This is a genomic window from Burkholderia cepacia complex sp. TUM26381, assembly GCF_057439935.1.
In genome coordinates this window covers 1,594,179-1,617,666 of the sequence record NZ_CM172006.1, presented here as the reverse complement: position 1 = coordinate 1,617,666, position 23,488 = coordinate 1,594,179, and the positions used below count along the sequence as shown (strand labels likewise).

General features: G+C 60.7%; 22 protein-coding genes and 2 tRNA genes. 6 read left to right on the top strand and 18 right to left on the bottom strand.

Going from position 1 to position 23,488, the window contains the following annotated elements; translation table 11 throughout:
* Positions 1 to 113 precede the first annotated feature (113 nt).
* The 3 genes from ACWMMN_RS07625 to ACWMMN_RS07615 all read left to right on the top strand — a co-directional run bounded on the left by ACWMMN_RS07625 (position 114) and on the right by ACWMMN_RS07615 (position 1,724).
* The gene (locus ACWMMN_RS07625; RefSeq protein ID WP_059234698.1) at positions 114 to 830 is read left to right on the top strand and encodes a YdcF family protein; all 717 of its coding nucleotides are present in this window, start codon (positions 114 to 116) and stop codon (positions 828 to 830) included.
* A gap of 221 nt (positions 831 to 1,051) precedes the next feature.
* Entirely contained in the window at positions 1,052 to 1,330 is a 279-nt protein-coding gene (locus ACWMMN_RS07620; protein ID WP_059234700.1) for a hypothetical protein, read from the top strand.
* A 136-nt stretch (positions 1,331 to 1,466) separates the two neighbouring features.
* Positions 1,467 to 1,724, top strand: a complete 258-nt coding sequence (locus tag ACWMMN_RS07615) for a hypothetical protein (protein ID WP_059234702.1) — start codon at positions 1,467 to 1,469, stop codon at positions 1,722 to 1,724.
* A gap of 42 nt (positions 1,725 to 1,766) precedes the next feature.
* Here the strand turns inward: ACWMMN_RS07615 and ACWMMN_RS07610 are convergent, their stop codons facing one another.
* From ACWMMN_RS07610 to ACWMMN_RS07585, 6 genes are all read right to left on the bottom strand, one after another.
* Positions 1,767 to 2,057, bottom strand: coding sequence for a putative quinol monooxygenase (locus tag ACWMMN_RS07610; protein WP_486423219.1), 291 nt, complete (start codon positions 2,055 to 2,057; stop codon positions 1,767 to 1,769).
* 543 nt (positions 2,058 to 2,600) lie between these two features.
* Entirely contained in the window at positions 2,601 to 3,809 is a 1,209-nt protein-coding gene (gene bamC / locus ACWMMN_RS07605; protein ID WP_486423175.1) for an NlpB/DapX family lipoprotein, read from the bottom strand.
* A 418-nt stretch (positions 3,810 to 4,227) separates the two neighbouring features.
* The gene (locus tag ACWMMN_RS07600) at positions 4,228 to 4,512 is read right to left on the bottom strand and encodes a PAAR domain-containing protein (RefSeq protein WP_174991412.1); all 285 of its coding nucleotides are present in this window, start codon (positions 4,510 to 4,512) and stop codon (positions 4,228 to 4,230) included.
* 16 nt (positions 4,513 to 4,528) lie between these two features.
* Complete coding sequence (locus ACWMMN_RS07595; RefSeq protein WP_486423174.1) at positions 4,529 to 5,440, bottom strand: hypothetical protein; 912 nt, start codon at positions 5,438 to 5,440, stop codon at positions 4,529 to 4,531.
* 37 nt (positions 5,441 to 5,477) lie between these two features.
* Complete coding sequence (locus tag ACWMMN_RS07590) at positions 5,478 to 6,632, bottom strand: DUF2515 family protein (RefSeq protein WP_486423173.1); 1,155 nt, start codon at positions 6,630 to 6,632, stop codon at positions 5,478 to 5,480.
* Between the two features lie 10 nt (positions 6,633 to 6,642).
* Positions 6,643 to 9,315: a type VI secretion system Vgr family protein gene (locus ACWMMN_RS07585; RefSeq protein ID WP_486423172.1), complete on the bottom strand. Its 2,673-nt coding sequence runs from the start codon at positions 9,313 to 9,315 to the stop codon at positions 6,643 to 6,645.
* 398 nt (positions 9,316 to 9,713) lie between these two features.
* Here ACWMMN_RS07585 and ACWMMN_RS07580 point away from each other — a divergent pair, with 398 nt between their 5' ends.
* The gene (locus tag ACWMMN_RS07580) at positions 9,714 to 9,878 is read left to right on the top strand and encodes a hypothetical protein (RefSeq protein ID WP_174991408.1); all 165 of its coding nucleotides are present in this window, start codon (positions 9,714 to 9,716) and stop codon (positions 9,876 to 9,878) included.
* A gap of 228 nt (positions 9,879 to 10,106) precedes the next feature.
* Here the strand turns inward: ACWMMN_RS07580 and ACWMMN_RS07575 are convergent, their stop codons facing one another.
* From ACWMMN_RS07575 to ACWMMN_RS07565, 3 genes are all read right to left on the bottom strand, one after another.
* A complete protein-coding gene (locus ACWMMN_RS07575) occupies positions 10,107 to 10,328 on the bottom strand; it encodes a DUF6538 domain-containing protein (RefSeq protein ID WP_174991407.1) in 222 nt (73 codons plus the stop codon).
* Between the two features lie 118 nt (positions 10,329 to 10,446).
* Positions 10,447 to 10,523 (bottom strand) — tRNA-Pro (locus ACWMMN_RS07570).
* A gap of 134 nt (positions 10,524 to 10,657) precedes the next feature.
* Positions 10,658 to 11,371 (bottom strand): class I SAM-dependent methyltransferase, encoded by a 714-nt coding sequence (locus ACWMMN_RS07565; RefSeq protein WP_174991406.1) that lies wholly within the window; start codon positions 11,369 to 11,371, stop codon positions 10,658 to 10,660.
* A 141-nt stretch (positions 11,372 to 11,512) separates the two neighbouring features.
* Between ACWMMN_RS07565 and ACWMMN_RS07560 the strand changes: the two genes are divergently transcribed.
* Positions 11,513 to 12,583: a tyrosine-protein phosphatase gene (locus tag ACWMMN_RS07560; protein WP_486423171.1), complete on the top strand. Its 1,071-nt coding sequence runs from the start codon at positions 11,513 to 11,515 to the stop codon at positions 12,581 to 12,583.
* A gap of 339 nt (positions 12,584 to 12,922) precedes the next feature.
* Complete coding sequence (locus ACWMMN_RS07555; protein ID WP_486423170.1) at positions 12,923 to 15,133, top strand: hypothetical protein; 2,211 nt, start codon at positions 12,923 to 12,925, stop codon at positions 15,131 to 15,133.
* 84 nt (positions 15,134 to 15,217) lie between these two features.
* On the opposite strand, the gene ACWMMN_RS07550 is transcribed toward ACWMMN_RS07555, so the two are convergent.
* The 9 genes from ACWMMN_RS07550 to ACWMMN_RS07510 all read right to left on the bottom strand — a co-directional run bounded on the left by ACWMMN_RS07550 (position 15,218) and on the right by ACWMMN_RS07510 (position 23,451).
* Positions 15,218 to 15,634, bottom strand: coding sequence for a MerR family transcriptional regulator (locus ACWMMN_RS07550; protein ID WP_059234711.1), 417 nt, complete (start codon positions 15,632 to 15,634; stop codon positions 15,218 to 15,220).
* Positions 15,635 to 15,695: 61 nt separating this feature from the next.
* Positions 15,696 to 16,082, bottom strand: a complete 387-nt coding sequence (locus ACWMMN_RS07545) for an integration host factor subunit alpha (RefSeq protein WP_046545481.1) — start codon at positions 16,080 to 16,082, stop codon at positions 15,696 to 15,698.
* Between the two features lie 72 nt (positions 16,083 to 16,154).
* Entirely contained in the window at positions 16,155 to 18,584 is a 2,430-nt protein-coding gene (pheT, locus tag ACWMMN_RS07540) for a phenylalanine--tRNA ligase subunit beta (RefSeq protein WP_486423169.1), read from the bottom strand.
* A gap of 96 nt (positions 18,585 to 18,680) precedes the next feature.
* Positions 18,681 to 19,694 (bottom strand): phenylalanine--tRNA ligase subunit alpha, encoded by a 1,014-nt coding sequence (gene pheS, locus ACWMMN_RS07535; protein WP_059234715.1) that lies wholly within the window; start codon positions 19,692 to 19,694, stop codon positions 18,681 to 18,683.
* A gap of 149 nt (positions 19,695 to 19,843) precedes the next feature.
* On the bottom strand, positions 19,844 to 20,203 hold the full coding sequence (gene rplT / locus ACWMMN_RS07530) for a 50S ribosomal protein L20 (RefSeq protein ID WP_004192938.1): 360 nt from the start codon (positions 20,201 to 20,203) through the stop codon (positions 19,844 to 19,846).
* Between the two features lie 30 nt (positions 20,204 to 20,233).
* On the bottom strand, positions 20,234 to 20,431 hold the full coding sequence (rpmI, locus tag ACWMMN_RS07525; RefSeq protein ID WP_004191477.1) for a 50S ribosomal protein L35: 198 nt from the start codon (positions 20,429 to 20,431) through the stop codon (positions 20,234 to 20,236).
* 190 nt (positions 20,432 to 20,621) lie between these two features.
* On the bottom strand, positions 20,622 to 21,146 hold the full coding sequence (infC, locus tag ACWMMN_RS07520) for a translation initiation factor IF-3 (protein WP_071734130.1): 525 nt from the start codon (positions 21,144 to 21,146) through the stop codon (positions 20,622 to 20,624).
* 49 nt (positions 21,147 to 21,195) lie between these two features.
* Positions 21,196 to 23,103, bottom strand: coding sequence for a threonine--tRNA ligase (gene thrS, locus ACWMMN_RS07515; RefSeq protein ID WP_059234718.1), 1,908 nt, complete (start codon positions 23,101 to 23,103; stop codon positions 21,196 to 21,198).
* Positions 23,104 to 23,374: 271 nt separating this feature from the next.
* Positions 23,375 to 23,451: transfer RNA gene (locus ACWMMN_RS07510), tRNA-Val, on the bottom strand.
* Positions 23,452 to 23,488: the final 37 nt, after the last annotated feature.

Here is a 23,488-nt window from a genome sequence, read left to right as displayed (position 1 = left end):
GCGGGGTTTCCGCCCGCCGAAACCGCCACCGATTCTGGAGGCCGACGTTCTTCGGCGTCGCGTCAGGGCCGGATCGTCAGCCGTCCATAAAAAGACACCTTACCCCAATCAAATTGATTCTGTTCGATTCATTTGTACTTCTCTTCATCTGTTTCATGCTCTGCCGCAAGCAGCGTCGAACCATTTCGATCGTCGCCGTTGCGCTGTTCTGGCTGCTTGCGACAGGCTGGCTCGCAGCGCCGCTGATCGCCTGGACCGAGGCCGGCGTCACGCCGGTCGAGCACCCGGACATGCACGGGCGGACCACGCTGATCCTCATCGGCGCCGGCACACGCCGCACCGACACGGGGCTGCAACCGCCACCCGACGGCGTCGCGCGCATCCACACGGTTGCCGCGCTCTATCGCACGTGTCTGCAGCGGGCCGAGCGCTGCACCGTGGTGATGTCGGGCGGCGACCCGCAGCATCACGGCGAAACCGAGGCGGCCGTATACGGGCGCCAACTCATGGCGGAAGGCGTTGCCTCCGCCGACCTCGTGCTCGAACCCAACAGCCGCACAACCTACGAAAATGCGAAATTCACTGCGTCTATACTACGCTCACAGTATGACGACGCACGCATTCTCGTCACGTCGTCGTACCAGATGCGCCGCGCCCTGCTCGATTTCCACCGTTTCGGCATCGATCCGCAGCCTGTTTATGCGAATCTCCGACGCGCGCAAACGGGCTGGCTGCCGCGCTGGCGCAATGTGGCCAACGCCGAACAGGCACTGCACGAGCTGGTCGGCATCGCACAATTCCACGTCTATCGATGGCTTGGATGGTTTTGAAGACAGCGCGAAAACGGGCGCGGAAACAAGCGCCCCGCCCCGGATGGCACGCGCGTGACGAAGTGCAAGAAGTGTTGCGCGACTTCAACGGGGCCTTGCATCGCGCCGCGATCCGGTGCACATTGATCCGTCACTTTTGTTACACTCGACACGCACTCGATTGCAGTCGCCAGACTCAACGGCAACACTCGGGTTCATCACCACTTAGCGGAGGTAAAGCAATGAAGAAGACGTCCCTGGCTATCCTGGTAGCGATGTCGGCGCTGACTGGCGCAGCGTATGCGCAAGAGAGCACGCAGATCCAGACCATCACCGATCCGGCCAAGATCGCCGAGATCGAGCAGCGCGCACAAGCGCTGCAACAGCAGCAAGCGGCCGAAGCCGCTCAGCCGGCGATGCAGGAAGAGCATCACCACGGCAAGAAGGCTGCTCATCACAAGGCAGGGGCGAAGAAGGCCGGCAAGAAGACTGCCAAGGCTGCAGACGCTGCCAGCCAGTAAGTTCGGCGGCACCGCACATGCGAAAAGCCGAATCCGGGCAACCGGGTTCGGCTTTTTTGGTTGCGGCGCCCGCGCGCTGTGCTAAAGTCGCGCACCGAAATTTTCCACCCGTGCGCACCCCGGTGCGGAGGACAGCATGAGCAACATTCAACTCGATATCGAGTGGACCGAAGCCGCCACTCGCCAGATCAAGCAACTGATGCCCCGCGGCTCGACCGACGCGTTCCTCGCGCTGCCGCCGATCGAGTGCCTGCCGATGGAGGGCGACGTGCTGTTCCTCGGCCCGCAAGGCAAGCAGCAACCGTTCATCGTGGCCGAGCGCCAGTATCACCATGACGGCGACGCCGACTGGACGATCATCCTGATCCTCGACGTCCCCAGCGCGTCGCACTGACGCGCCGCTGCGACCGGACACGTCCGGTCGCCCCCATCCGGCTCAGACGAGCTTCGACAGCACGCGGATTTCGGAACGTTCGATCCAGTCCGCGGCCGCTTCGCGATAAGCGAGGATGCGCGCAGAACGCGCATGGACGGCCAGCGCCTCCTCGCTCTCCCAACGCTCGACGAATACGAATCGCGCGGGCTCCCTCAGATCCCGATGCAGGTCGTACTGCAATGCGCCGGCTTCGTTGCGGGTCGGCTCGACGATCCCTTCGAGCGCAATGCGCAGCTTTTCCTCGGCGCCCGGCTTCGCCACGATCAGCGCCACGACTGCAATTTCCGCCATTCCCGCCTCCTTCATCCGAAAAAGTTCGAGAATACGCGAATCACGCATCGCGCATCGGCCGCGCAGATAAGACACGGCACGACGGCGGCCCGCCAAAAAAATAGCCCGCGCTTCAGAGAAGCGCGGGCGAAACCGTCGCCCTACGAGGATAGGCGACGGGGCCATCGAGATCCGCACGCTGGCGCGGATCGTCATCGGTTGCGCCGACGCATGTCGCGCCGGCATGTGAAGACGCCGATACCGTTGATCCGGCGCTCGCTGCGCACGCCCGGTATCTGACGTCATCCTCCCTGTTTCAACAATTCCAACATATAAAGCAGGTTGCGTGCCAGCCAACTCATGCCGATCATTTCGTTGATTTAAAAGGACATTTTTTAACGTCGGCGACAATGTGACAGGTGTTCTGCCGTCGTAACGCGCGGATGTTACGTAACGTCACGAGCAGGAACCGAACGACCCGGACACGCACATGCGCCGGCGAACGGCCATGAAAAAAGCCCGCCGAAAGGCGGGCTTTTTCAATGATGCGGAGAAGTGCCGGGATCAGCGAAGCTGATTCACTAGCAGCCCCATGATCTGGCGTGCCGCCGACGACGAGTCGATCCCGCCCGCATCGTCGACGATTGCAACGCGCGTCTGGTCGGCCGTCAGCGCCTTCACGTTGACACGGTACTGCTTCGCCTGCTTTTCCTTCTTGCCATGGAACAGCTGACTCCAGAAACCCTGCTCGGCCGAGGTCAGATCCTTCGGATCGACGTAGCGCACGAAATACAGGCCCTTCGTGCGATCGCGATCGTCGACCGTGAAGTTCGCGCGATCGAGCGCGAGGCCGACGTGCAGCCACGACCGGTCGTACGGCTCGCCGACCGTGACTTCGGACGGCACGGCCGCGTCAGCGGCATCGTTGCCTTGCGCCGACGTACGCGTGACGTTCTGCGCCGCAATCGCTGCGGCAGCCTTCGACGATGCGTCGGCGTCGGCCTTCTTGTCCTTCGGTACCGTGTTGTCCTTGATGTTCGCGACCGGCGGCTCGCCGTTCTTCGCGCGCTGCTCGTTCTGTGCGAGCACGGCCATCAGCCGCTTCAGGTATTCGGTCTCGAGCGCCGGATCGTTCGGCTTCGGCTCCCACTTGCTCGAATCGTTGTTCGCGCCGGTGATCGCCTCGCGCATCCCCTTCTGGCTGATGAACACGTAGGTGCCGCCGTTCGGCGCCGTATCGAGACGCGTGCGGTACTTGTTGCGCTCGGCCGTCACGTACGAATTGCCCATCGCCTTCGAGATCACGCTACGGATCAGGCCGTCGTTGATCTGCGGATGGGTTTCGTTCCAGTCGGTTTCCATCACGCCCTTGTCGCGCTGGTCGACGACGAGCAGGAAGCCCTGCTCCTGCCAGAAACGGCGAACCTGCGGCCAGATCGAGGCCGGCTGCTTGCCATCGATCACGAGCCAGCTTTCGGTGCCGTCACGCTGGATATGCATGCCGGCTACAGCCGGTGCGACGGTGTCCAGCGCAGGCGCTGCCTGCTGGACCTGCTGAAGCGCGGACAGGGAAGTCGCGCCGCCCTGGGGCGGCAGCGAACGCTGATCGGCCGTCTCGTCGAGCATGTTGGGCGGCACTGCGAGCGACGCTTCCTTCGATTTCGAATCGCTCTTGTAGTCCACTTTCGTGGGCGACGACGTACCGCAACCGGCAACGAGTACGCCGGTGGCGAGCACTGCAGCGAACCGCATGGTAAGACGAAGATCAGTCATGTTCGGGGAATCCTCTTCCGCTAAATCACGGCGCTTTCCGTGGATCAACCTTGCATTTTACCGGGGCCGCGCCGCGATGTGCAAAAAAGCGACGGGCAAGAAAAAACCCGCGCCAGCCTGAGCTGACGCGGGTTCTTTGTCTGGTCGGGGCGAGAGGATTTGAACCTCTTCGAACCTACAGTGGAATAAGGCTCTCCGGGCAGTGCGTCAGTCAAAACCGCCGTGCCGATTGACACAGTTCGATGCAGCGTAGCATGGGCGAGCGCAGAAGCCCGTGCTGGCAGTCTGGCAAGTCTCTTACAAGGAGCGTTAAGGAGCGTTCGTCATCTCAAGGGCGGGGCGCTTGGCTCCTCCCCAAGCGTAGACAATGTCGAGCAAGAAACAGGGCCACTACGAGTGCGAACCAAATTGAAGGCAGTCAATCGTTCGGCGCAGGCTGCGCAATCAGGACCGCACCACAAGTTGTTTTATGCCCCTCCAACGCCATCGGCTGCCCAAAATCCTCACACCCGTCCTCCCCTTCGGCAATTTCAAACAGATGCGGCGCACAAAGCGGGCAAGTCACTTGATCCCCCTTGCGGGCAATGGGAATCTTCGCTGTGCCCCATGTCGAAGATGGACTACCCGAAATCACCTTGCCGCCGTGGCTTGTCGCATCACCAACCACAATCTGCGCCCGTCCGTGCAAATTTGCTCGTTGCATCAATTGCCCCTCCGGATCAATGAGCGGCACCCGCCCCGGCCGAAAAGTCCGGAGCCTCGAACGGCGGAGCCTGATACGTCGTGTCGATCGTGTAGCCGGAAGCTTTCAGTTCAGCTTCTTTCTTTGATCGCTCGTTCCCTGCCGGTTTCAACTCGTTAGATATGAGTTTCTTCCAGTTTCTTCTGCGTTCAACACTATCTGTAAAGTATGGGGTGTAGTGATCAGATGCAGTACTGACTTGAATGTCGGTCAAATAGTATCCCATTCCAGGGGATCCGGATGGTTGATGGGATAACGATAAAGTAAGAAACACTCCATCAGCATAGAAAATCCATCGTGGCTCAACGGTAATCAAGCCCTTCCATTCTTCCATCGTCGGTATATAGGTGGAATCCAATGAGTAGAGAGTTCCGGATTCTGAGGTGGCATACTTCATGGCCTCTCTACCAATGAGGCGAGGGGATGCGGCATATATATACCTTTTCCATCCGGCGGCTCGCAGTTTGCCAAGCAGGGACATGATTTTTTCGCGCCCCTCTTCATCTGAAATTGTTTTTGATGATGAGATATTAAAATTTACATCCCAATTATCAACGCCATCCTCGGGGCTATCTTTGTCGCCCAAGCCAGTTACAATCATGGCGTTATCGATATCGAAGGAATAAGGGCCTTGAATATATTTTACCGATCCGAGTTTCTCTGTGCCATCCCAGTGCATTTGGTATGCATACACACCAGATGGATGATTCATAACAGAAAAACCCTGATTCTGGGCATTGGATTTCCCGTCGGCCCCGAACTTTATCGTGACAACTTGAGGCGTCATTGGTTTGTCCTTTTTCTCTTGAATGTTCATCAATGCAATAATTGCGAAACATGCGGAAAGGACCGCTAAAGCGTATACAAATATTTTCATCGGCTTTCGCATGAATGGCTCGAATAATGGTTCGCGATCAGTAGGCCAATCATGTCAAGCCGCCCATTGCGGCAATTGCCTTTAGTTCACTTAGCATGTAATTGCGCTGCTTTTGCATGAGAAAATGAAATAATTTCCCGGTGTCTTTAATCCACGCCATTCGTTGCTTGTAATCTTCAAGGATTAGATCCTTCGGGGCGTTGGAGCGATACTTCATGTCGGACGTTTCATCTTGGGCCGTGAAGCTCAATTGCAAAGGTGGGATTAACGCGTGGAACGCACGCGCCGGCGCAGCCAACCACTTTTCCGAGCTGGTCGCTTGATCCATAGTTCGCTGAAATTTAAGCTTGCCGATGAATTTCGTGTCATTATATATCAGTCCTTGCAATACTTCGCCCTGCTCATGTTGTGCCATTACCCAAAGATGATTGAAGGCAAAGTTGTTTTTAAAGGTACTGTCGGTCGTTTCTTCCCATTGCTTGACCAAATTGAAGCCGATGGATACTCGCGGAGTCCATTTGAAATATCCGGGATTCTCCGAATTGGAGCCAAGGAATTTACCGGATCCCGCATCGTCCATTGAGGCGCTGGCTTCATTGATCACCGGACACTTTGGAACCACGTCGGCCGCCCACTGCTGTCGCATCAGGTTCTTCTGCACGGTGGGATGGTATTGCCGACTATCACGTTGCTTGGCGCAATCCTGGAACGCCACTGGGTCCGCCGCATATCCGTAGCACCAGACGAGAAGATCGTTATAAATCCACAGATTACCTTTTCCCAATCCTTCATGGACGATACCCATGCCGGGCATCTTGTCTACCTGCCAACTTTCCAAATTAGCTGAAACCTGTTTGGCCGCAAACGCACCTAGACCAGTCCAATAAAACCGACCAAGCTTGTCCTTTTCTCCGAGATGAAAATCCTCAAGAAACATGCGTGCGTAGCTTGATGCCACCCGACGGGCTCTTGCCCCATAGTTTTTTCCGACAAACGATGCATCGCCGGGTTCAATCTTGGTTTCTGAAATGGAATGTGAACTGAATCGATAATCGGGCGTTCCATCCTTCAGGACGGGAGTGCGCGTATCCAGTTGGGCCATCGCATATTGATGGGCGAGCGACCAGATGATTTTGCAATCACAATTCGCGTCAATGCACGTATTGCTTTTTGGGTTGGTAGTATCTTCTGCAAGATTGGCCATTTTTCAACCTTTACTTATCTGCGTCCGTGAAGAATTCGTCCCAGTGAATGCCAAATTTAACATTTTCTTTCTGAGCTGTATTCAAGGTTGCCGACCGGCCGAGATTATTGGTCTGGAAAACATGCTCTCCGGAGTCGGACGTCATTCGATAGGCAACACCCGGCAGAGATCGCCCTGAGGGAGTGAGCATTCTGAAAGTTTGGTCGTTCGCCTCAACGGCGGGTGTACCGTTCGACGCAACCCCCATCGGCTTGGGCGGCATGTTGCTTACTTGAGCGTTAACCTCATAAACGCCACCACCCACCGTAATCTTGCCGCTTTTCAGGCTGATATAGCTGTCGCCGCCGTGCAACATCACTTCGTCAGTTGCTTTGATCGTGATGCGGTTCGCGGTCTGCGTAATTTCGAGCTTCGCAAGCAGATTGAGGTTTTTCTGCAGCGCCTTGAGATCAATGTCTCCAGCGTATGACACCATTCGAATGCCAAGTTTGTACGCAAAGAAACGAATCGCGTTGCGGGCAGTGGCCAGCAGATTGCTGCCGCTGCTGACACTGACATGTGCGCCACTCGTGAACGCCATATGTTCACCGCTTGCAAGATGGGTACTGCCTGCTGTCGTCGCCTCAATTCCTGCCGGTGATGCGAAAACCAGATGGGGCCTCGACAGTTCCGGAAACGCGTCGCTCCCTTGTCCACTACCCGCCCCTCTGACTTCGTCGCTCTGCTTCCGAAGTGCCTTGGCAACCTCGGGCTGATCCTGCGCATCCTGCGCTTGCGCTTGGACTGCCGCGTTGGCAAGCGTATCGTGCAAGTCCCTCGCTTGTACCAAACGCTGCACCGTCTCGCCCATGTCCTTCACTGCGGCCGCCGCACCCGAGCGAGCCTCTGTTGTCACCAACATTCCTTGGTTCGCCCGCAGCACGCCCCACGAGTCGGTGGCCAGTTCCCAACCGATTCCGCGTGCTTCCCCACGCCCTTCATTGCCTTCAATGCGCGTGTTGTACCCGACCACTAGGCGAGACCGCTCATGATCGCTCGCGACTTGCACTTGAAGTTTGCCCGGCGTGTCGTCGGCAACGATATGGTTCGCCATCGTACTGGCCAAATCTCGCGAACGTAGACCAGACAAGGCTTGGTTATCCGGGAGCTTCCACTGGACAAAATTGACGCCGTTCGGCACGCGGCCCGTGATAAGGGGGCGATCGGGGCACCCATCCAAGAATGACACGACGACTTCATCGCCGATACGCGGGACGTGGATCATTCCGAATCCCTGTCCCGCCCACGGATGACTCACGCGCACCCAGCACGAACTCCGCGTATCGCGTTGGCCGACTCGATCCCAATGGAATTGGATCTTGGATCGGCCTAACTCATCGGTATAAATACTCTGCTCTCGCGGACCAACCACGGTCGCGGTTTGCATCTGCATAACGGGCTTCTGGTGCTCAAACGGGCTGCGGAAAGGCACGGATTTACGTTGCGCCTCCAACTCAATCAGAAAGAACCCTTCGGAGCCATCGTGATGGGACACGCGGGACGGACGTGCTCCGTCTTGATTCGCCAACGCCTCTGCCAATTGGCGTTGCAAACTCCCAGGGAGATTTGCATGATGGATTGAAACCGGAAGATTATTCTCGACCATCCAAAGCACTTCGATAGTGGCAAACTCGTTACGCTCCGAGGAGTCAGGATCGTGTTGTGGATGCCCAACAAGTGTAAATGACCGTCCCGCATCAGCGCTGCGCAGTCCGCCAGTGCCGCAAAACCGCTTGGCACGAGACTCCCACTCTTCCATGCGAATTTTAGAGAGGTGATCCCCACGCTCCTGCTCAAGATACGTATACGGACCGGTGTACTCGTACATCTCCAACTGTTCCGGTAGTTCATGGGACATCGTCGGGATGTTTGTACCCTTCGGATTCGCGAGCGGTGCGGGACTCTTGTAGTCGAACGTGCGAGTGGTCAGCGCAGCGCTATGGAGGGTGCGCAGGCCGGACCAGTGGATCAATCCATCGACCTCGCTATTCACACCATCGCGCGAGAACTGCACTGAACGCACGACAAGCGGCTCACACGAATCCAAACGATCCGTGATTGTCAGGGTATGAGATTTTCCGTCACTGGCCTGCGTCCAAATGCTGAACAGCCCCTCCTCCTCCATCAACCGATGAACGAAATTCCAATCGTCCTCATACTGAGTGCAATATGATTTCGGCGGAAGCGGCTTCGAAAGTGCAAAACGGAATCGGCCTCTCGCTTGCGAATGTGTGTTGAATACGTCCCGGAGGATTTCATCCACCGGTTTGTCCTGCCAGATACGTTGATCGCGACGAAATTTCAGAAAATGCATCCACGAGGCGAAGCTGATTTGGAGGCTGGTTAGCCCGCCTTCCGACCCCAGCCGCCGCACTGCATAAACGTAACCGTGCCGTGGAAGGTAGGAGTGGTCGGCCTGCTGGAGCCATAGAGTTATGGGCTGGCCTATCAGCCTCGTCAGCTTGAGATCGCTGCGCGTCGACGCCACATCGAGCGTGAAATCGTAATGTCGTCCAATTCTGGACCGGCCTACAGTGCGCGTAGGCAGTAACACATTGTCCCCGAGCGGGGTGTCGAGTTTCAGCAAGCGATCTTGCTGGATCGGCCCGCCTTGAATCGCCCTCATGATGTCTTGCACACTCATCCCGATCCTTTTTATTACTTTTAGCTTACTTGTCGCCAAGATAGCCCAGGTTCTCTCGCCGGGTATTCCAAAGCCGAATAGCTAGTGCTTTCCCTTACTCGCGCCTCGTTTCCGTCAACCAATGCAAACCCATGAAAGGTTTTCAATAGCATCAGCACTGCCATCACCGATGTGCGCCCCCATGTCACTCCCATCAGTTCCGTCAGCCCCTTAGAACATCTGTCGGACTATTAGACGGGAAGACACGCCCATCCCGCAACGGAATGGCGGAAGGTGCCGCGGGCGCGGGGTCAAAGGCGATAGTCCCGCTGGCACGGCGAACGCCAACCATCAGCATTCCGAGGCCAACGCAAACCGCATTGGTCCCCAGTGACGGACCTCGTCGGAATCCTTTACATATGTTGCAGCCGCTCGTGCCAGAACTACTCGCGTTCAATGAGTATGCCGCGATGTTTCACCACGACACCTCGGGCGGTCACACGCGAACCGATGTCAACGATGGCGAACTGCGCCACTTCGCCTCCGCAGGACTTCGCTTCATCCAAATCGGCAAGCTCTTTTGAGAGATGTATTTCTCACGATGTGACCGCTTCCCGAGAACGGTTAGTCGGGTTAGCAACAATCAACCAGTGACTTTGTTGCCGCCCCAAAGGCCACAAAATATTGGCGCGCATCGGCGCTCGGCAAACTATCGTCGCGTGGTGAGGTTCACCATCGAGCGGAATGTAGGCATCGGCCCCACGCTTAAGCGTCACGAATGGGGCGGGTGTGCTCTTATAGCCCTGAGAACATCAAACCGCCGCCGGCAATCGGCAATCGGCAATGATCTCGTGCGCTCTCGTGCCGGCCTCGGCTCGATTGCTTGTCCTGAGGCTTGCCCGGAAGGCATCGGTCTTCGGTTTGCCCGTCTTTGGATTGCGGAAGTGTTGTTGCAGGTCTTTGGACACGCCGATCCGGAGGTGGAACACGGACGAGCCGGGTCGCAAATAGACGCCGGTGGGAAGGGTTGCCAAGTCAGTCATCTCCGCATCGTTGTACGACGGGATTGACACACCAGGAAAAAGGAAAGGCCTGGAAAGCTACGTCAGACAAGGAAACCCTTTACTGACAAGCCTTCCAGGCCTTGATTCCTGGTCGGGGCGAGAGGATTTGAACCTCCGACCACCTGCACCCCATGCAGGTACGCTACCAGGCTGCGCTACGCCCCGAAAGAAGAAAAGTATAACAGACACTTTTCAGATTTAGAATCGGGTCGCATGCATTTTGTGGATGTTCTTGTGAAATTTTTTGGCGTGACGGCAGGCGGACGCGCGAATGCCGACCACCGGCATCCGCATCGCACTCACCGCTTGCGCGCGACACACATGACCGTCAGGCCGGCGACGCGATTAAAGCGGAACATCGGCAATTCGACGCGGCAGACCGCCTTGAGCAGGCCATTGACGAACGGATGGTGGCGTCGCAATTGCGACGCCGGCTCGCGCGGATGCGAGCGCGCCCGCTCGCCCAGCCGCAATGCGGCCGCAAGCGGGAACGTCAGACCGAAATAATAAGCGCCGTGCTCGACGTCGAGCCCCGCACGCCGGACCACGTCCTCGAGGCCGCCGAGCGTATACCTGCGCTTGTGCTCGAGGAAATCGTCGTGGCCGCTCCAGAGGAACTGGAACGCGGGAACCGTGATCAGGAACCGGCTGCCGGAAGGCGCCCCCATCACATACTGCGACAGCAGCCCGACATCGTCGTCGACATGCTCGAGCACGTCCATCAGCAAAACGAGATCGGCATCGAATCGATCGACGGACCGCCGGAAGTGAATGGGCTTGCCGGCCGTCTCGCCGTCACTGTCGTCGGGGTAGCTCGTATCGACACACCACGCTTCCGTCGCCTGCGTGCGTTCGAGCAGATGCTTCGAAAAAAAGCCGGAGCCGGCACCGACGTCGAGTATCCGGTTCGCGCCCGACGCGCCGAGGAACCGGCGGATCGCGCTCGCCTTCGACGCGTAGTACCAGTGATCGCCCACCCCCGCACCCAATACGTCGACTTCCTTCAGATCCATGGCGCTTCCCCGTGATGGCTACCGTGCTGTGTTCGATCCAGCCACTGATGCCGATCTTACTCGCCGCCGCCGCCGATCGTCACCGTCAACGATGCGCGGCCCATGACGGCAACCCGCATTCCTCCCTAATCGAAAAGGACGATGGCCGCTTCGCCGCACATCGCTACCGTGCGGTTACCCGGCGCGACATCGACGCGCACGGCGAACCGTCCGGCTGCGTGCCGATCGACCCGGGCCGCTCCGGCTTTACCGCGTCGCACGCGATACAGCGAGCGGCTTCGATCATCGACGAGGTCGCGACTTCTTGTAACGGTCTTCGACAAAGGGCATCGAATGAAACAGAAAAGCGAAATATCCCGTCGACATTTTTTGCGGCTGGGCGCCGGCACGATCGGCATCGCGCTGGGGAGCACATCGCTGTTGTCGGCCTGCGGCGGCGACTCGATCGCGGTCGCGCCGGTCACGACACCGCGACTCGGGTCGGCGCCGAATTTTCGCGACACGGCGGGACCGGACGGAACCGGCTACGTGACGACCAGCGGCGCCACGATGAAGAAAGGCGTGATCTACCGATCGTCCGCACTGGCGCTGTCGGCCACCGACCTCGCCACGGTCGATACGCTCGGCATCACGCAGGTCCGCGACCTGCGCACGACGTCCGAGATCCACTCGCAGCCGGATGCGACGCTGGCCGGCGCCACATGGCAGAACCTCAATGTGCTGGGTACCGCGGAAATCGGCCCCATCCCGACCACCGGCGCGACCGCCGTGGCATTCATGCAGGCGATGTACCCGACGTTCGTGACGCTGGAAACCGCGCATGCAAGCTATCGCGCGCTGTTCACCGACTTTGCGGCCGGCAGCGGAAACCTCGTGTTCCACTGCACGGCCGGGAAGGACCGCACCGGTTGGGCAACCGCCGTTCTGCATACGATCCTCGGTGTACCGGCGCAGACGATTTTCGCCGACTACCTGCTCACCAATACCTATAGCGCTGCCGAGATCGCCGCCTCCGTCGCCCAGGCACGGAAAAACGGCGGCCAGAATGCGGCAGACATGATGGCGGCGCTGCAAGGCGTGCAGACCGCCTACCTGCAGGCGGCGTTCGACCAGGTGAGCGCCTCGTACGGTTCGATGACGTCGTATATCGCCAACGGCCTTCAGCTCGACCAGGGTACGCAGGACGCAATCCGGCGGCGCATGCTGATCTGATCGGCCCGACGAACGAGGACGCCCGCGCCGAAGCGCACGCGGCACGAGCGGACGTGCGCCGAAGCGCGACGGCAACCGGAGCCGGCCGCGGCCGGCTCCGCGCGTTCCGGCCTGCGGCCAGCCGGGCGTCCGGGTTCCGCCGAAAACCAAACGACCGTTTGAACCGGCCGTCCGTCCCTCCCGAATCCATTGTCCCGCAGCCCGCCGGCATGCCCCGCCCAGGCGTCCATTGTTTGGTAACGCCGCTCTAGCGCGCTATGACACACTGCACGGCATCGACGCTCGCGCCGTGCAGTGGCGCGCGCCGCCGTCGATCACGACAAGACATGGAGACAGACGATGCGGAATGCGGTCCGGCGCGGCCATCGCTCGCCTTTGGCAATTTTCAACTGGTTTTCCGGCCTGCGGCGCACGCCCGGTCCGGTGTCGCACTCGCCATCCCGCGTGTTCGGCTGCGGCGCACTGGCGCTCGCGCTGCTCTGCGCAGGCTGTGCGGAATCGGCCGCGCAGCGCGACGGCAACCCGCCGGCCGCATCGACGAAGATCGAACGCACCAAGGCCGAACGCCTCGCACGCGAGCAGCAGGTCGCGCGCACCGTGCCGTCGCTCGCATCGATCAGCCTCACGCAACCGCGCCCGTTCACGCTGCGCGACTCCGGCCAGAACGGTGCGATGACGTTCCTGCGCGACGTCGATTTCCGCATCGTCAACAACCTCGGCTTCTTCATCCATCAGCTGTCGGCCACGCTCGTGCCGACGCAGGCCGGCGCGCCCATCGTATTCGACGATCCGACGAGCTTCCAGATCGACGTGCACGAAGGCACGGTCACGCTCGACAACGCGAAGCTGACCGCCCTCTTCAACACCTACATCTTCGGCTACCGCAACGCGCCGCTGCGCAAGCTGGCCGTCTCGGCCGGCGACGGCGTGATCCACCTGCAAGGCGAGATGCAGCGCGACGGCTGGGTGCCGTTCTCGCTGACCGGCACGCTCGCGATCCGCGACGGCAGCCAGCTCGTGTTCCACCCGACCGGCGTGCGCGTGTCGGGCATCAACGCGCAGCCGGTGATGCGCGCGGCCAACGTGAAAATGGCCGACCTGCTGAAGGTCCAGACGCCGATCGCGCAGCTCGCCGGCGACGATCTCGTGATGGCGGTCGACAAGCTGATGCCGCCGCCGCGCCTGAAGCTCACGATCACAGCGCTGCGCGTAACGCCAGCCGGCCTCGACCTGAAGCTCGACGACGGTACGCATGCCGGCTTCGCGATGCCCGCGAACGCGCCGCAGCAGGCGATGTACATCCGCGGCGGCGACGTGAAGTTCATGCGCTCGATGCCGATGAACGCGGACATCCTGATCGGTCCGGTCGATCCGTCGAAGCGCGACCAGACGTTCGTGTTCGACCTGTATCACTATCGCGACCAGGTGTCGGCCGGCTACTTCAATTTCGACGAAAGCGGCGCGATGGCGATCCGGATGCCTTCGTACACGGGCCCGGCCAGCGGCGCACTGCTCGGCAATGCGGGGGCGCGCCTGAACGACAGCTTCCTCGCCGCGCAGCAGACGGCGCTGCGCGACGTGCGCCAGCACTGGGAAGCCTACGCGCTCGCGGCGGACGCCGTGCGACCCGGCATGCAGAAGGTCGCGATGCGGCGCACGTCGACCACCCCGTTCAACGAACGGCACGTGTCGAACCGCAACCCGACGATCCATCTGCGCAACGTCGACTTCAACCTGTCCGGCGATATCGGCTTTCATGTCGAGGATCTCGACGTCGAACTCGTGTCGAAGCGGCCCGGCGAGCCCGTCGATCTCGACGATCCGAACCAGTACGACATCCGCATACTCGGCGGCACGGTCGTTGAGTCGTGGAAGGCGATGTCGGCGCTGTTCAACAACTACCTGCTCGACTACTCGCCGCGCTCACTGAACGATCTGCAACTGAGCGCGGATGGCCCTAACCTGCGCGTCCAGGGCGGCATCAAGCTGTGGAATCACGTGCCGGGGGTCTGGCTGCCGACCGACATGAAGGGCTCGCTGACGGTGCTCGACGACCGCCACCTCGCGTTCAAGCCGTCGCAGGTGGCGGTGCTCGGCATTCCGCAGGCGAAGCTCTTGCGCTCGCTCGGCATCGAGCTCGCGTCGCTGACGCCGCTGCAGCGGCGCGGCGCGGAACTGCGCGGCGACACGCTCGTGCTCGACCAGTACACCGTGTTCCCGCCGCCGATGCTGAACGGCAAGCTCGGGCAGGCGACGGTCGAACGCGACGGACTGCGCCTCACGTTCCGGCGCGCGGCGGGCGCGCCCGCAACGAAGCCGCCGCAGATCGATGCACCGAGCTACATGTGGATGGAAGGCGGCGACATGAAGATGTTCAACGTGCTCGAACTGAACGTGCGCGCACTGATCCGGAATTCGGCCGAGGCCGGCCCGATGCGTTTCGACCTGTACGGCTACCGCAGCCAGGTCGCGCAAGGCTCGGTGCGGATGCTGCCGGACGGCACGCTGGTCGTCGACATGGGACAGAAGAATCCGCTCGCGTCGCGCTGATCATCGTGTGCGGCCCGCATGAAAAAAGCCCGGTGGCGCACTGCCAACCGGGCTTTTTTCATGCATCTCGTTCGAGCTGCGCGCTCAGTCGTGCTTCAGTCCGTCGAGCACGTCGAGCAACGCCTGCCGCAACGCAATGACGTCGACGGTTGTGCCCGGCTTGCCCGGCACACGCGTATCGACGGCAGCCTGCCCGTCGGGCTCGACCCGCTCCGCCGCGGCCCGCTGGCCACCCGGCGAATCGAGCCGGTTGCGCGCACCGTTGATCGTGAACCCCTGCTCGTACAACAACTCGCGAATCCGCCGGATCAGCAGGACCTCGTGATGCTGGTAATACCGGCGATTGCCGCGCCGCTTCACCGGCCGCAGCTGAGTGAATTCCTGTTCCCAGTAACGCAGCACATGCGGCTTGACCCCGCACAGTTCGCTGACTTCACCGATCGTGAAGTAGCGCTTCGCGGGAATCGGAGGCAAGACGACTTTCTCAACCGTAGTGGTCATCGTCGGTTAACCGTCGGTAAAGGGTGCGCGGCGGCCGCGCGGGGGCATCAGCGCGAGGAGCTTACTCCGTGCCGTTTTCGACCAGTGCCTTCAGTTTCTGGCTCGCGTGGAAGGTTACCACCCGGCGGGCCGCGATCGGAATCGCCTCGCCCGTCTTCGGATTGCGGCCCGGACGCTGCGGCTTGTCGCGCAACTGGAAGTTGCCGAAGCCCGACAGCTTGACGCTTTCGCCATTCTCGAGCGCGTCGCGGATCACCTCGAAAAACGCCTCGACCATGTCCTTCGCTTCACGCTTGTTCAGCCCGACGCTGTCGAACAGCAGCTCCGCCAGCTCCGCCTTCGTCAGCGTGGGCGTCTCGGTGGACGCCGGCGCCGAAGCGTCGCGGTTCATGGCGCTGCGTTGCGCCGTCAGGAGGGCTTCGAATTCACTCGAGGTCATGTCGTTCATATCTGCCATACAGCGCGTTGAATCAAAACTTACGATGGGGAAAAGCCGCCCGCGAACGGGCGGATCCTCTCCTTAGCCGCGCAGGCGCGCACCAGCACGAGCCATCCGCTCGACCAGCGTCTGGATCGCCTGATCGACGACCTCGTCCTGTAGCGTGCCAGCCGCATCCTGCAGCGTCACGCGGAAGGCAAGGCTCTTCTCGTTCGCGGCAAGACCACCGGAAGTATTTGATTTTGCACGAAATTCGTCGAAGAGTACAACCTTCTGAACGAATCGGCAGGCCTCTTCGGCAAGCGCCTTCTTCATTTCGTCGAAAAGTGCCTGAACCTCGACCGCCTGATCGACGACAACGGCGATATCGCGACGCACCGGCGGGAATTTCGACACGTCGCTCGGTGCCGGCAGCGCACGCGCGATCAGCGCGTCCGCGTCGATTTCGAACATCACCGGTGCGTGCGGCAGCTCGTACTTCTGCATCAGGCGCGGATGCAGTTCGCCGATCCAGCCGACCGCACGGCCATCGACCTCGATGCGTGCGCTGCGGCCCGGATGAAGGGCCGGATGCTCAGCCTTCACGAAGCGTGCGGCCGCCGGCGCAAGCAGCGCCTCGAGATCGCCCTTCACGTCGAAGAAATCGACCGCGCGGGTGGCGACACCCCACTGCTCGTCGACTGCCGGACCGTACGCCAGCGCGCCGACACGCTTCGGCTGCGCATGACCTTCGACCGCCAGTTCGCCGGCCTTCACCGATGAATCCGTGAGGAACACGCGGCCCGATTCGAACACGCGCACGCGATCGGCGCGGCGATTGAGGTTGTGGCGCAGCACGGCGATCAGGCTGCCGAACAGCGTCGTGCGCATCACCGAAAGCTGGCTCGCGATCGGGTTCAGCAGCCGGATCGGGTTGTCGTTGCCCGCGAAATCGCGCTCCCACTCCGCATCGACGAAGCTGAAGTTGACGGTTTCCGCGTAGTCGCGCGCAGCAAGCGCGTGACGGATGTCGTGGATCGAGCGCCGCGTCTCGTTGGTCGCGCGCATTTCGCTCGTCGCGACCGGCGGACGCGCCGGGATCTTTTCGAAACCGTAGATGCGCGCCACTTCCTCGATCAGGTCTTCCTCGATCTCGATGTCGAAGCGGTGCGACGGCGGCGTGACGAGGAACGCGTCGTCTTCACGCTCGAACGGCAGGCCGAGGCGCGTGAAGATGCTGGCGATCTCGTCGGCGCCGATCTTCACGCCGATGATGCGGTTCGCGCGCGACACGCGCATCTTCACCGGCGCACGCTGCGGCAGGTTCACCGACTGATCGTCGACCGGGCCTGCCTTGCCGCCGCAGATCTCGAGAATCAGTTGCGTGATGCGCTCGACGTGCTCGACGGTCGTCGCGTAGTCGACGCCGCGCTCGAAGCGATGCGCCGCATCGGTCGAGAAGTTGTACTTGCGCGCGCGGCCGCGGATGCTGTCCGGCCACCAGAACGCAGCTTCGAGATAGATGTTGGTCGTGTCGAGCGTGACGGCCGTGCTGTCGCCGCCCATGATGCCGGCCAGGCTCTCGACCTGGCGGTCATCCGAAATCACGCCGACCGTTTCGTCGAGTTCGACCGTGTTGCCGTTGAGCAGCTTCAGCGATTCGCCGCGCTTGCCCCAGCGCACCTCGATGCCGCCGTGGATCTTGTCGAGATCGAACACGTGCGACGGGCGGCCGAGCTCGAACATCACGTAGTTCGAGATGTCGACGAGCGCGGACACGCTGCGCTGGCCCGAACGCTCGAGGCGCTCGACCATCCACTGCGGCGTCTTCGCGTGCGCGTTCACGCCGCGGATCACGCGACCCGAGAAACGGCCGCACAGATCCGGCGCGGCGATGCGCACCGGCAACGTTTCGTCGAGCTCGACGCGCACCGGACGGATGTCGACCGGCGTCAGCGGCGCGCCGGTGATCGCGGCCGTCTCGCGCGCGATACCGAACACGGACAGGCAGTCGGCCTTGTTCGGCGTCAGCTTGATTTCGAAGACCGTGTCGTCGAGATTGAGCGTCTCGCGGATGTCCTGGCCGACCGGCGTGGCTTCCGGCAGGATCAGCAGGCCGCTGTGATCCTCGGACAGCTTCAGCTCGCGCGCCGAGCACAGCATCCCCTGGCTCTCCACGCCGCGCAGCTTCGACAGCTTGATCGCGAACGGCTTGCCGCCCTCTTCCGCCGGCGGCAGTTCCGCACCGACCAGCGCGACCGGCACCTTGATGCCGGGCGCCACGTTCGGCGCACCGCAGACGATGTTCAGCGTCGCGCCGGTACCGGCGTCGACCTGGCAGACATTGAGCTTGTCCGCATCCGGATGCTTGACGACTTCGAGCACGCGGCCAACGACGATCTTCGACGTCGGCGGCGCAGCCTTGCTCAGCGATTCGACTTCGAGCCCCGCCATCGTCAGCGCGTGCGACAGTTCGTCGGTCGTCAGCTGCGGGTCGACAAAGGTTCTCAACCAGGATTCAGGGAATTGCATGGATGTCTACGTTCGAAACAGGTTAGATCGACGCCCGGGCCCCGTCGGATCGTCCGTCGGGGCGTGCGCGGGCACAGGTCGGCGCGGCGAGCGGCGTTATGCGAACTGGCGCAGGAAACGCAGGTCGTTCTCGAAGAACAGCCGGAGATCCTGGACGCCGTAGCGCAGCATCGTCAGACGCTCGAGGCCACTGCCGAACGCGAAGCCGATGTAGCGCTCGGGATCGAGGCCCATGTTGCGGATCACGGTCGGATGCACCTGCCCCGAGCCGGAGATCTCGAGCCACTTGCCCGCGTTCTTGCCTTGCTCGAACATCATGTCGATCTCGGCCGACGGTTCCGTGAACGGGAAATACGACGGACGGAAGCGCACGAGGATGTCGTCGCGCTCGAAGAATTTTTTCAGGAAGTCGGTATAGACGCCCTTGAGGTCGGCGAAGCTGATGTTTTCGTCGATCCACAGCCCCTCGACCTGATTGAACATCGGCGAGTGGGTCGCATCGCTGTCGACGCGATACGTGCGGCCCGGCGCGATCACCTTGATCGGCGGACGGTTCATGCGCGCATAACGCACCTGCATCGGGCTCGTGTGCGTGCGCAGCAGCAGCTGGCGGCCGTCGGCATCCTTGCCTTCGACGTAGAAGGTGTCCTGCATCGAACGCGCCGGATGGTTCTCCGGGCTGTTCAGCGACGTGAAGTTGTACCAGTCCGTCTCGATTTCGGGGCCGTCGGCCACATCGAAACCGATCGAGCCGAAGATCTGTTCGACCCGCTCCCACGTGCGCATCACGGGGTGCAGGCTGCCTGCGCCGGCGCCGCGGCCCGGCAGCGTCACGTCGATCGCTTCGGCAGTGAGGCGCTGATTCAGCAGCGCGTCGGCCAGTGCCTGGCGACGGGCGGTCAGCGCGGCTTCAACCTGCTGCTTCACGACGTTGATGCGTGCGCCTTCGGTCTTGCGCGTTTCGGGATCGAGCTTGCCGAGGCCCTTCAGCAACTCGGTCAGCGCACCCGACTTGCCGAGAAATCGTGCTTTCTCGTTTTCGAGCGTGGTGATGTCGGCAGCCTGTTCGAAGGACTGCTGCGCGTCGGCGACAATCTGGTCCAGATCCATAGATCCCATCATTTCCAACGTCATTCGGTCTTGGCGAGCGAAACTGCTCCACCAAACAAAAAAGGGGCTCGGAAGAGCCCCGTTTTCGCTGCAGCGGCCGAGACTACCGGAACATCGCTGCAACTAACCACGCAGTGCTAATTTCGCAATTAGGCTGCAACGGCGGCTTTCACCTGCTTGACGATCGCAGCAAAAGCAGCCTTGTCGAACACCGCCATGTCAGCCAGCACCTTACGGTCGAGTTCGATCGACGCCTTCTTCAGGCCGTTGATGAACACGCTGTAGGTCATGTCGTGCTGACGAACTGCCGCGTTGATACGCGTGATCCACAGTGCGCGGAACACACGCTTCTTGTTGCGGCGGTCGCGGTACGCGTACTGACCAGCGCGCATCACCGCTTGCTTGGCGATGCGGTAGACGTTATTGCGGCGGCCGCGATAACCCTTGGCCAGGTTGATGATCTTCTTGTGGCGGGCCCGTGCGGTTACCCCACGTTTGACTCGAGGCATGTTTCTCTCCTTAGAGTATCAGTTGAGGGGTTACGCGAACGGCAGCATCGCGCGGACGGAGTTCAGATCGGAATCATGAACTGCCGTTGCGCCGCGCAGGTGACGCTTGTTCTTCGTGGTTTTCTTGGTCAGGATGTGGCGCTTGAAGGCTTGACCGCGCTTGACGGTACCGCCCGGACGCACCACGAAGCGCTTTGCAGCGCTCTTCTTGGTCTTCATCTTAGGCATGACGAACAACTCCAGTTTATTAGATGGCGATGGGTGTGCGGTTGGCTTGCGCCCTTGACCCGCCCTTCGAAACCCAGTCCACTTGTGTACGGCGTGCCGCTTGCGCAGCCGCCGTCATTGTTGGCGCGCCGCCCTGACCGGGCAACGCGCCGAACCACTGTCGAACCAGCGCGCAACGCGCGCGGGCCCGTTACTTCTTTTTCTTCGGCGAGAGCACCATGATCATCTGGCGCCCTTCCATCTTCGGCATCTGCTCGACCTGGCCGACTTCCTCGAGATCCGTGCGCAGACGCTCAAGCATCCGCATACCGATCTCCTGGTGAGCCATTTCACGGCCGCGGAAACGCAACGTGATCTTCGTCTTGTCGCCCTCTTCGAGGAAGCGCACGAGGTTGCGGAGCTTGACGTTGTAGTCACCGTCATCGGTACCCGGGCGGAACTTGACTTCCTTGACCTGGATGACCTTCTGCTTCAGCTTCGCTTCGTGCTGCTTCTTCGATTCCTGGTACTTGAACTTGCCGTAATCCATCAGACGGCAAACCGGGGGAACCGCTTGCGGCGCGATTTCCACCAGGTCAACATCCAGTTCTTCCGATTTACGGAAAGCATCAGCGAGTTTTACGATACCGAGCGGTTCGTTCTCGATCCCGACCAGGCGCACTTCCGGCGCAGTGATTTCACCGTTGATGCGGTGCGACGACTTATCAGTAGCGATGTTACGTTTCCTCTAAAAATTAAAAAAACGAGCCGCGCTGCCAGGGCGGTTACTTGAACGAGCGCAGGTCTTCCTGCAGACGCTCAACGAAGGCTTCGACCGGCATTACGCCAAGATCGACGCCGCCACGGGCACGCACGGCTACCGTTTGCGCATCACGCTCCTTATCGCCCACGACGAGGAGATAAGGCACCTTTTCCAGCGTGTGCTCGCGTATTTTATAGCTAATCTTCTCGTTGCGCAAATCGGCCGCCACTCTAACCCCTTGTTTTTGCAACGTTTGGGCCAGAGAGTGCGCATATTCGGCCTGACTTTCGGCGATATTCAGCACAATTGCCTGGAACGGCGCGAGCCAGGCGGGCATTGCACCAGCATGGTGCTCGATCAAAATGCCGAGGAATCGCTCCATCGAACCGACGATTGCGCGGTGCAGCATCACCGGCCGGCGGCGGCTGTTGTCCTCCGCCACGTACTCGGCGCCGAGGCGCTCCGGCAGCACCATGTCGAGCTGCAGCGTGCCGCACTGCCACGAACGGCCGAGCGCATCCTTGATGTGGTACTCGATCTTCGGGCCGTAGAACGCGCCTTCGCCCGGCAGCTCTTCCCACGTGAGGCCGCAGGCCGTCAGTGCGTCGCGCAGGCCCTGCTCCGCGCGATCCCACGTCTCGTCGGTGCCCGCGCGCTGCTCCGGACGCAACGACAGCTTGATGTCGATGTGATCGAAACCGAAATCCTTGTACACGCTCATCGCCAGCGTGTTGAACGCGATCGATTCCGAGATGAACTGGTCTTCCGTACAGAAGATGTGCGCATCGTCCTGCACGAAGCCGCGCACGCGCATCAGGCCGTGCAGCGCGCCCGACGCCTCATTGCGGTGACACGAGCCGAACTCCGCGTAACGCAGCGGCAGATCGCGGTACGAACGCAGACCATGCTTGAACACCTGGACGTGGCCCGGGCAGTTCATCGGCTTGATCGCGTAGTCGCGCTTCTCCGACTCCGTCGTGAACATGTTCTCGCGGTAGTTCTGCCAGTGGCCCGACGCTTCCCACAGCGACCGGTCCATGATCATCGGCGTCTTGATCTCGAGGTAGCCGGCGTCGTTCACGCGGCGGCGCATGTACTGCTCGACCTGCTGCCACAGCGCCCAGCCCTTCGGATGCCAGAACACCATGCCCGGCGACTCTTCCTGCATGTGGAACAGGTCGAGCTGCTTGCCGAGCTTGCGGTGGTCGCGCTTTTCCGCTTCCTCGAGCATGTGCAGGTACTGGTCCTGGTCTTCCTTCTTGGTCCAGGCCGTGCCGTAGATGCGCTGCAGCTGCTCGTTCTTCGAATCGCCGCGCCAGTACGCACCCGCGACCTTCATCAGCTTGAAGACCTTCAGCTTGCCGGTGGACGGCACGTGCGGGCCGCGGCACAGGTCGGTAAAGCCGCCGTGCGAGTACAGCTTGATTTCGTCGCTTTGCGGAATCGATTCGATGATCTCGGCCTTGTACTTCTCGCCAATGCTGCGGAAGTAACCGGCCGCCTCGTCGCGCGACACGACGCGGCGCGTGACGGGCTCGTCCTTCTTCACGATCTCCTGCATGCGCTTTTCGATCTTTTCCAGATCTTCGGGCGTAAACGGGCGGTTGTACGAGAAGTCGTAATAGAAGCCGTTGTCGATCACCGGGCCGATCGTCACCTGCGCATCCGGGTACAGCTCCTTCACCGCGTAGGCGAGCAAGTGCGCCGTCGAGTGACGGATGATGTCGAGACCGTCGGCATCCTTGTCCGTGACGATCGCGAGCGATGCGTCGCGGTCGATCACCGTCGACGCGTCAACGAGCTCGCCATCGAGCTTGCCACCAAGCGCAGCCTTTGCAAGGCCGGGACCGATCGAGGCTGCAACCTCGGCAACTGTCACCGGATGCTCGTATTGTCGAACTGAGCCGTCAGGCAAGCGTATCGAAACCATAGCAATCTCCGTGATGCCGACAGTGGGCGGCAGACCAGGTACGCGGAATGAAAATCACGCGTGAAAATTTCGCGACAAAAAAAATGCGGCCCCGCTTTCGAGGGGCCGCATTCGATACTTCACTCAAACTGAAAGGGCGAAAACGTTCCTCGACTAGCGTCGCTCCGAAGTAGTTTCGGTCAACGTTCGCGGTGTCATAACCGTATTCGCCTTGTTCGCGTTGAGTAATTTACTGCATCGAACACCCGGAGGCCGGGCATTCTCAATTCGTTGGTAGGCTCGATTGGACTCGAACCAACGACCCCCACCATGTCAAGGTGGTGCTCTAACCAGCTGAGCTACGAGCCTAGAGAAGCTAAGATTATATGGAGCTGCTACAGGTTTG

Excerpts from the sequence above, each read along its gene's own strand:
- ACWMMN_RS07620 (WP_059234700.1), top strand. The coding sequence starts at position 1,052 with ATGAAGAAGACGTCCCTGGCTATCCTGGTAGCGATGTCGGCGCTGACT.
- ACWMMN_RS07615 (WP_059234702.1), top strand. The coding sequence starts at position 1,467 with ATGAGCAACATTCAACTCGATATCGAGTGGACCGAAGCCGCCACTCGC.
- ACWMMN_RS07610 (WP_486423219.1), bottom strand. The coding sequence starts at position 2,057 with ATGGCGGAAATTGCAGTCGTGGCGCTGATCGTGGCGAAGCCGGGCGCC.
- bamC (WP_486423175.1), bottom strand. The coding sequence starts at position 3,809 with ATGACTGATCTTCGTCTTACCATGCGGTTCGCTGCAGTGCTCGCCACC.
- ACWMMN_RS07600 (WP_174991412.1), bottom strand. The coding sequence starts at position 4,512 with ATGCAACGAGCAAATTTGCACGGACGGGCGCAGATTGTGGTTGGTGAT.
- ACWMMN_RS07595 (WP_486423174.1), bottom strand. The coding sequence starts at position 5,440 with ATGCGAAAGCCGATGAAAATATTTGTATACGCTTTAGCGGTCCTTTCC.
- ACWMMN_RS07590 (WP_486423173.1), bottom strand. The coding sequence starts at position 6,632 with ATGGCCAATCTTGCAGAAGATACTACCAACCCAAAAAGCAATACGTGC.
- ACWMMN_RS07585 (WP_486423172.1), bottom strand. The coding sequence starts at position 9,315 with ATGAGTGTGCAAGACATCATGAGGGCGATTCAAGGCGGGCCGATCCAG.
- ACWMMN_RS07580 (WP_174991408.1), top strand. The coding sequence starts at position 9,714 with ATGTTGCAGCCGCTCGTGCCAGAACTACTCGCGTTCAATGAGTATGCC.
- ACWMMN_RS07565 (WP_174991406.1), bottom strand. The coding sequence starts at position 11,371 with ATGGATCTGAAGGAAGTCGACGTATTGGGTGCGGGGGTGGGCGATCAC.
- ACWMMN_RS07560 (WP_486423171.1), top strand. The coding sequence starts at position 11,513 with ATGGCCGCTTCGCCGCACATCGCTACCGTGCGGTTACCCGGCGCGACA.
- ACWMMN_RS07555 (WP_486423170.1), top strand. The coding sequence starts at position 12,923 with ATGCGGAATGCGGTCCGGCGCGGCCATCGCTCGCCTTTGGCAATTTTC.
- ACWMMN_RS07550 (WP_059234711.1), bottom strand. The coding sequence starts at position 15,634 with ATGACCACTACGGTTGAGAAAGTCGTCTTGCCTCCGATTCCCGCGAAG.
- ACWMMN_RS07545 (WP_046545481.1), bottom strand. The coding sequence starts at position 16,082 with ATGAACGACATGACCTCGAGTGAATTCGAAGCCCTCCTGACGGCGCAA.
- pheT (WP_486423169.1), bottom strand. The coding sequence starts at position 18,584 with ATGCAATTCCCTGAATCCTGGTTGAGAACCTTTGTCGACCCGCAGCTG.
- pheS (WP_059234715.1), bottom strand. The coding sequence starts at position 19,694 with ATGGATCTGGACCAGATTGTCGCCGACGCGCAGCAGTCCTTCGAACAG.
- rplT (WP_004192938.1), bottom strand. The coding sequence starts at position 20,203 with ATGCCTCGAGTCAAACGTGGGGTAACCGCACGGGCCCGCCACAAGAAG.
- rpmI (WP_004191477.1), bottom strand. The coding sequence starts at position 20,431 with ATGCCTAAGATGAAGACCAAGAAGAGCGCTGCAAAGCGCTTCGTGGTG.
- thrS (WP_059234718.1), bottom strand. The coding sequence starts at position 23,103 with ATGGTTTCGATACGCTTGCCTGACGGCTCAGTTCGACAATACGAGCAT.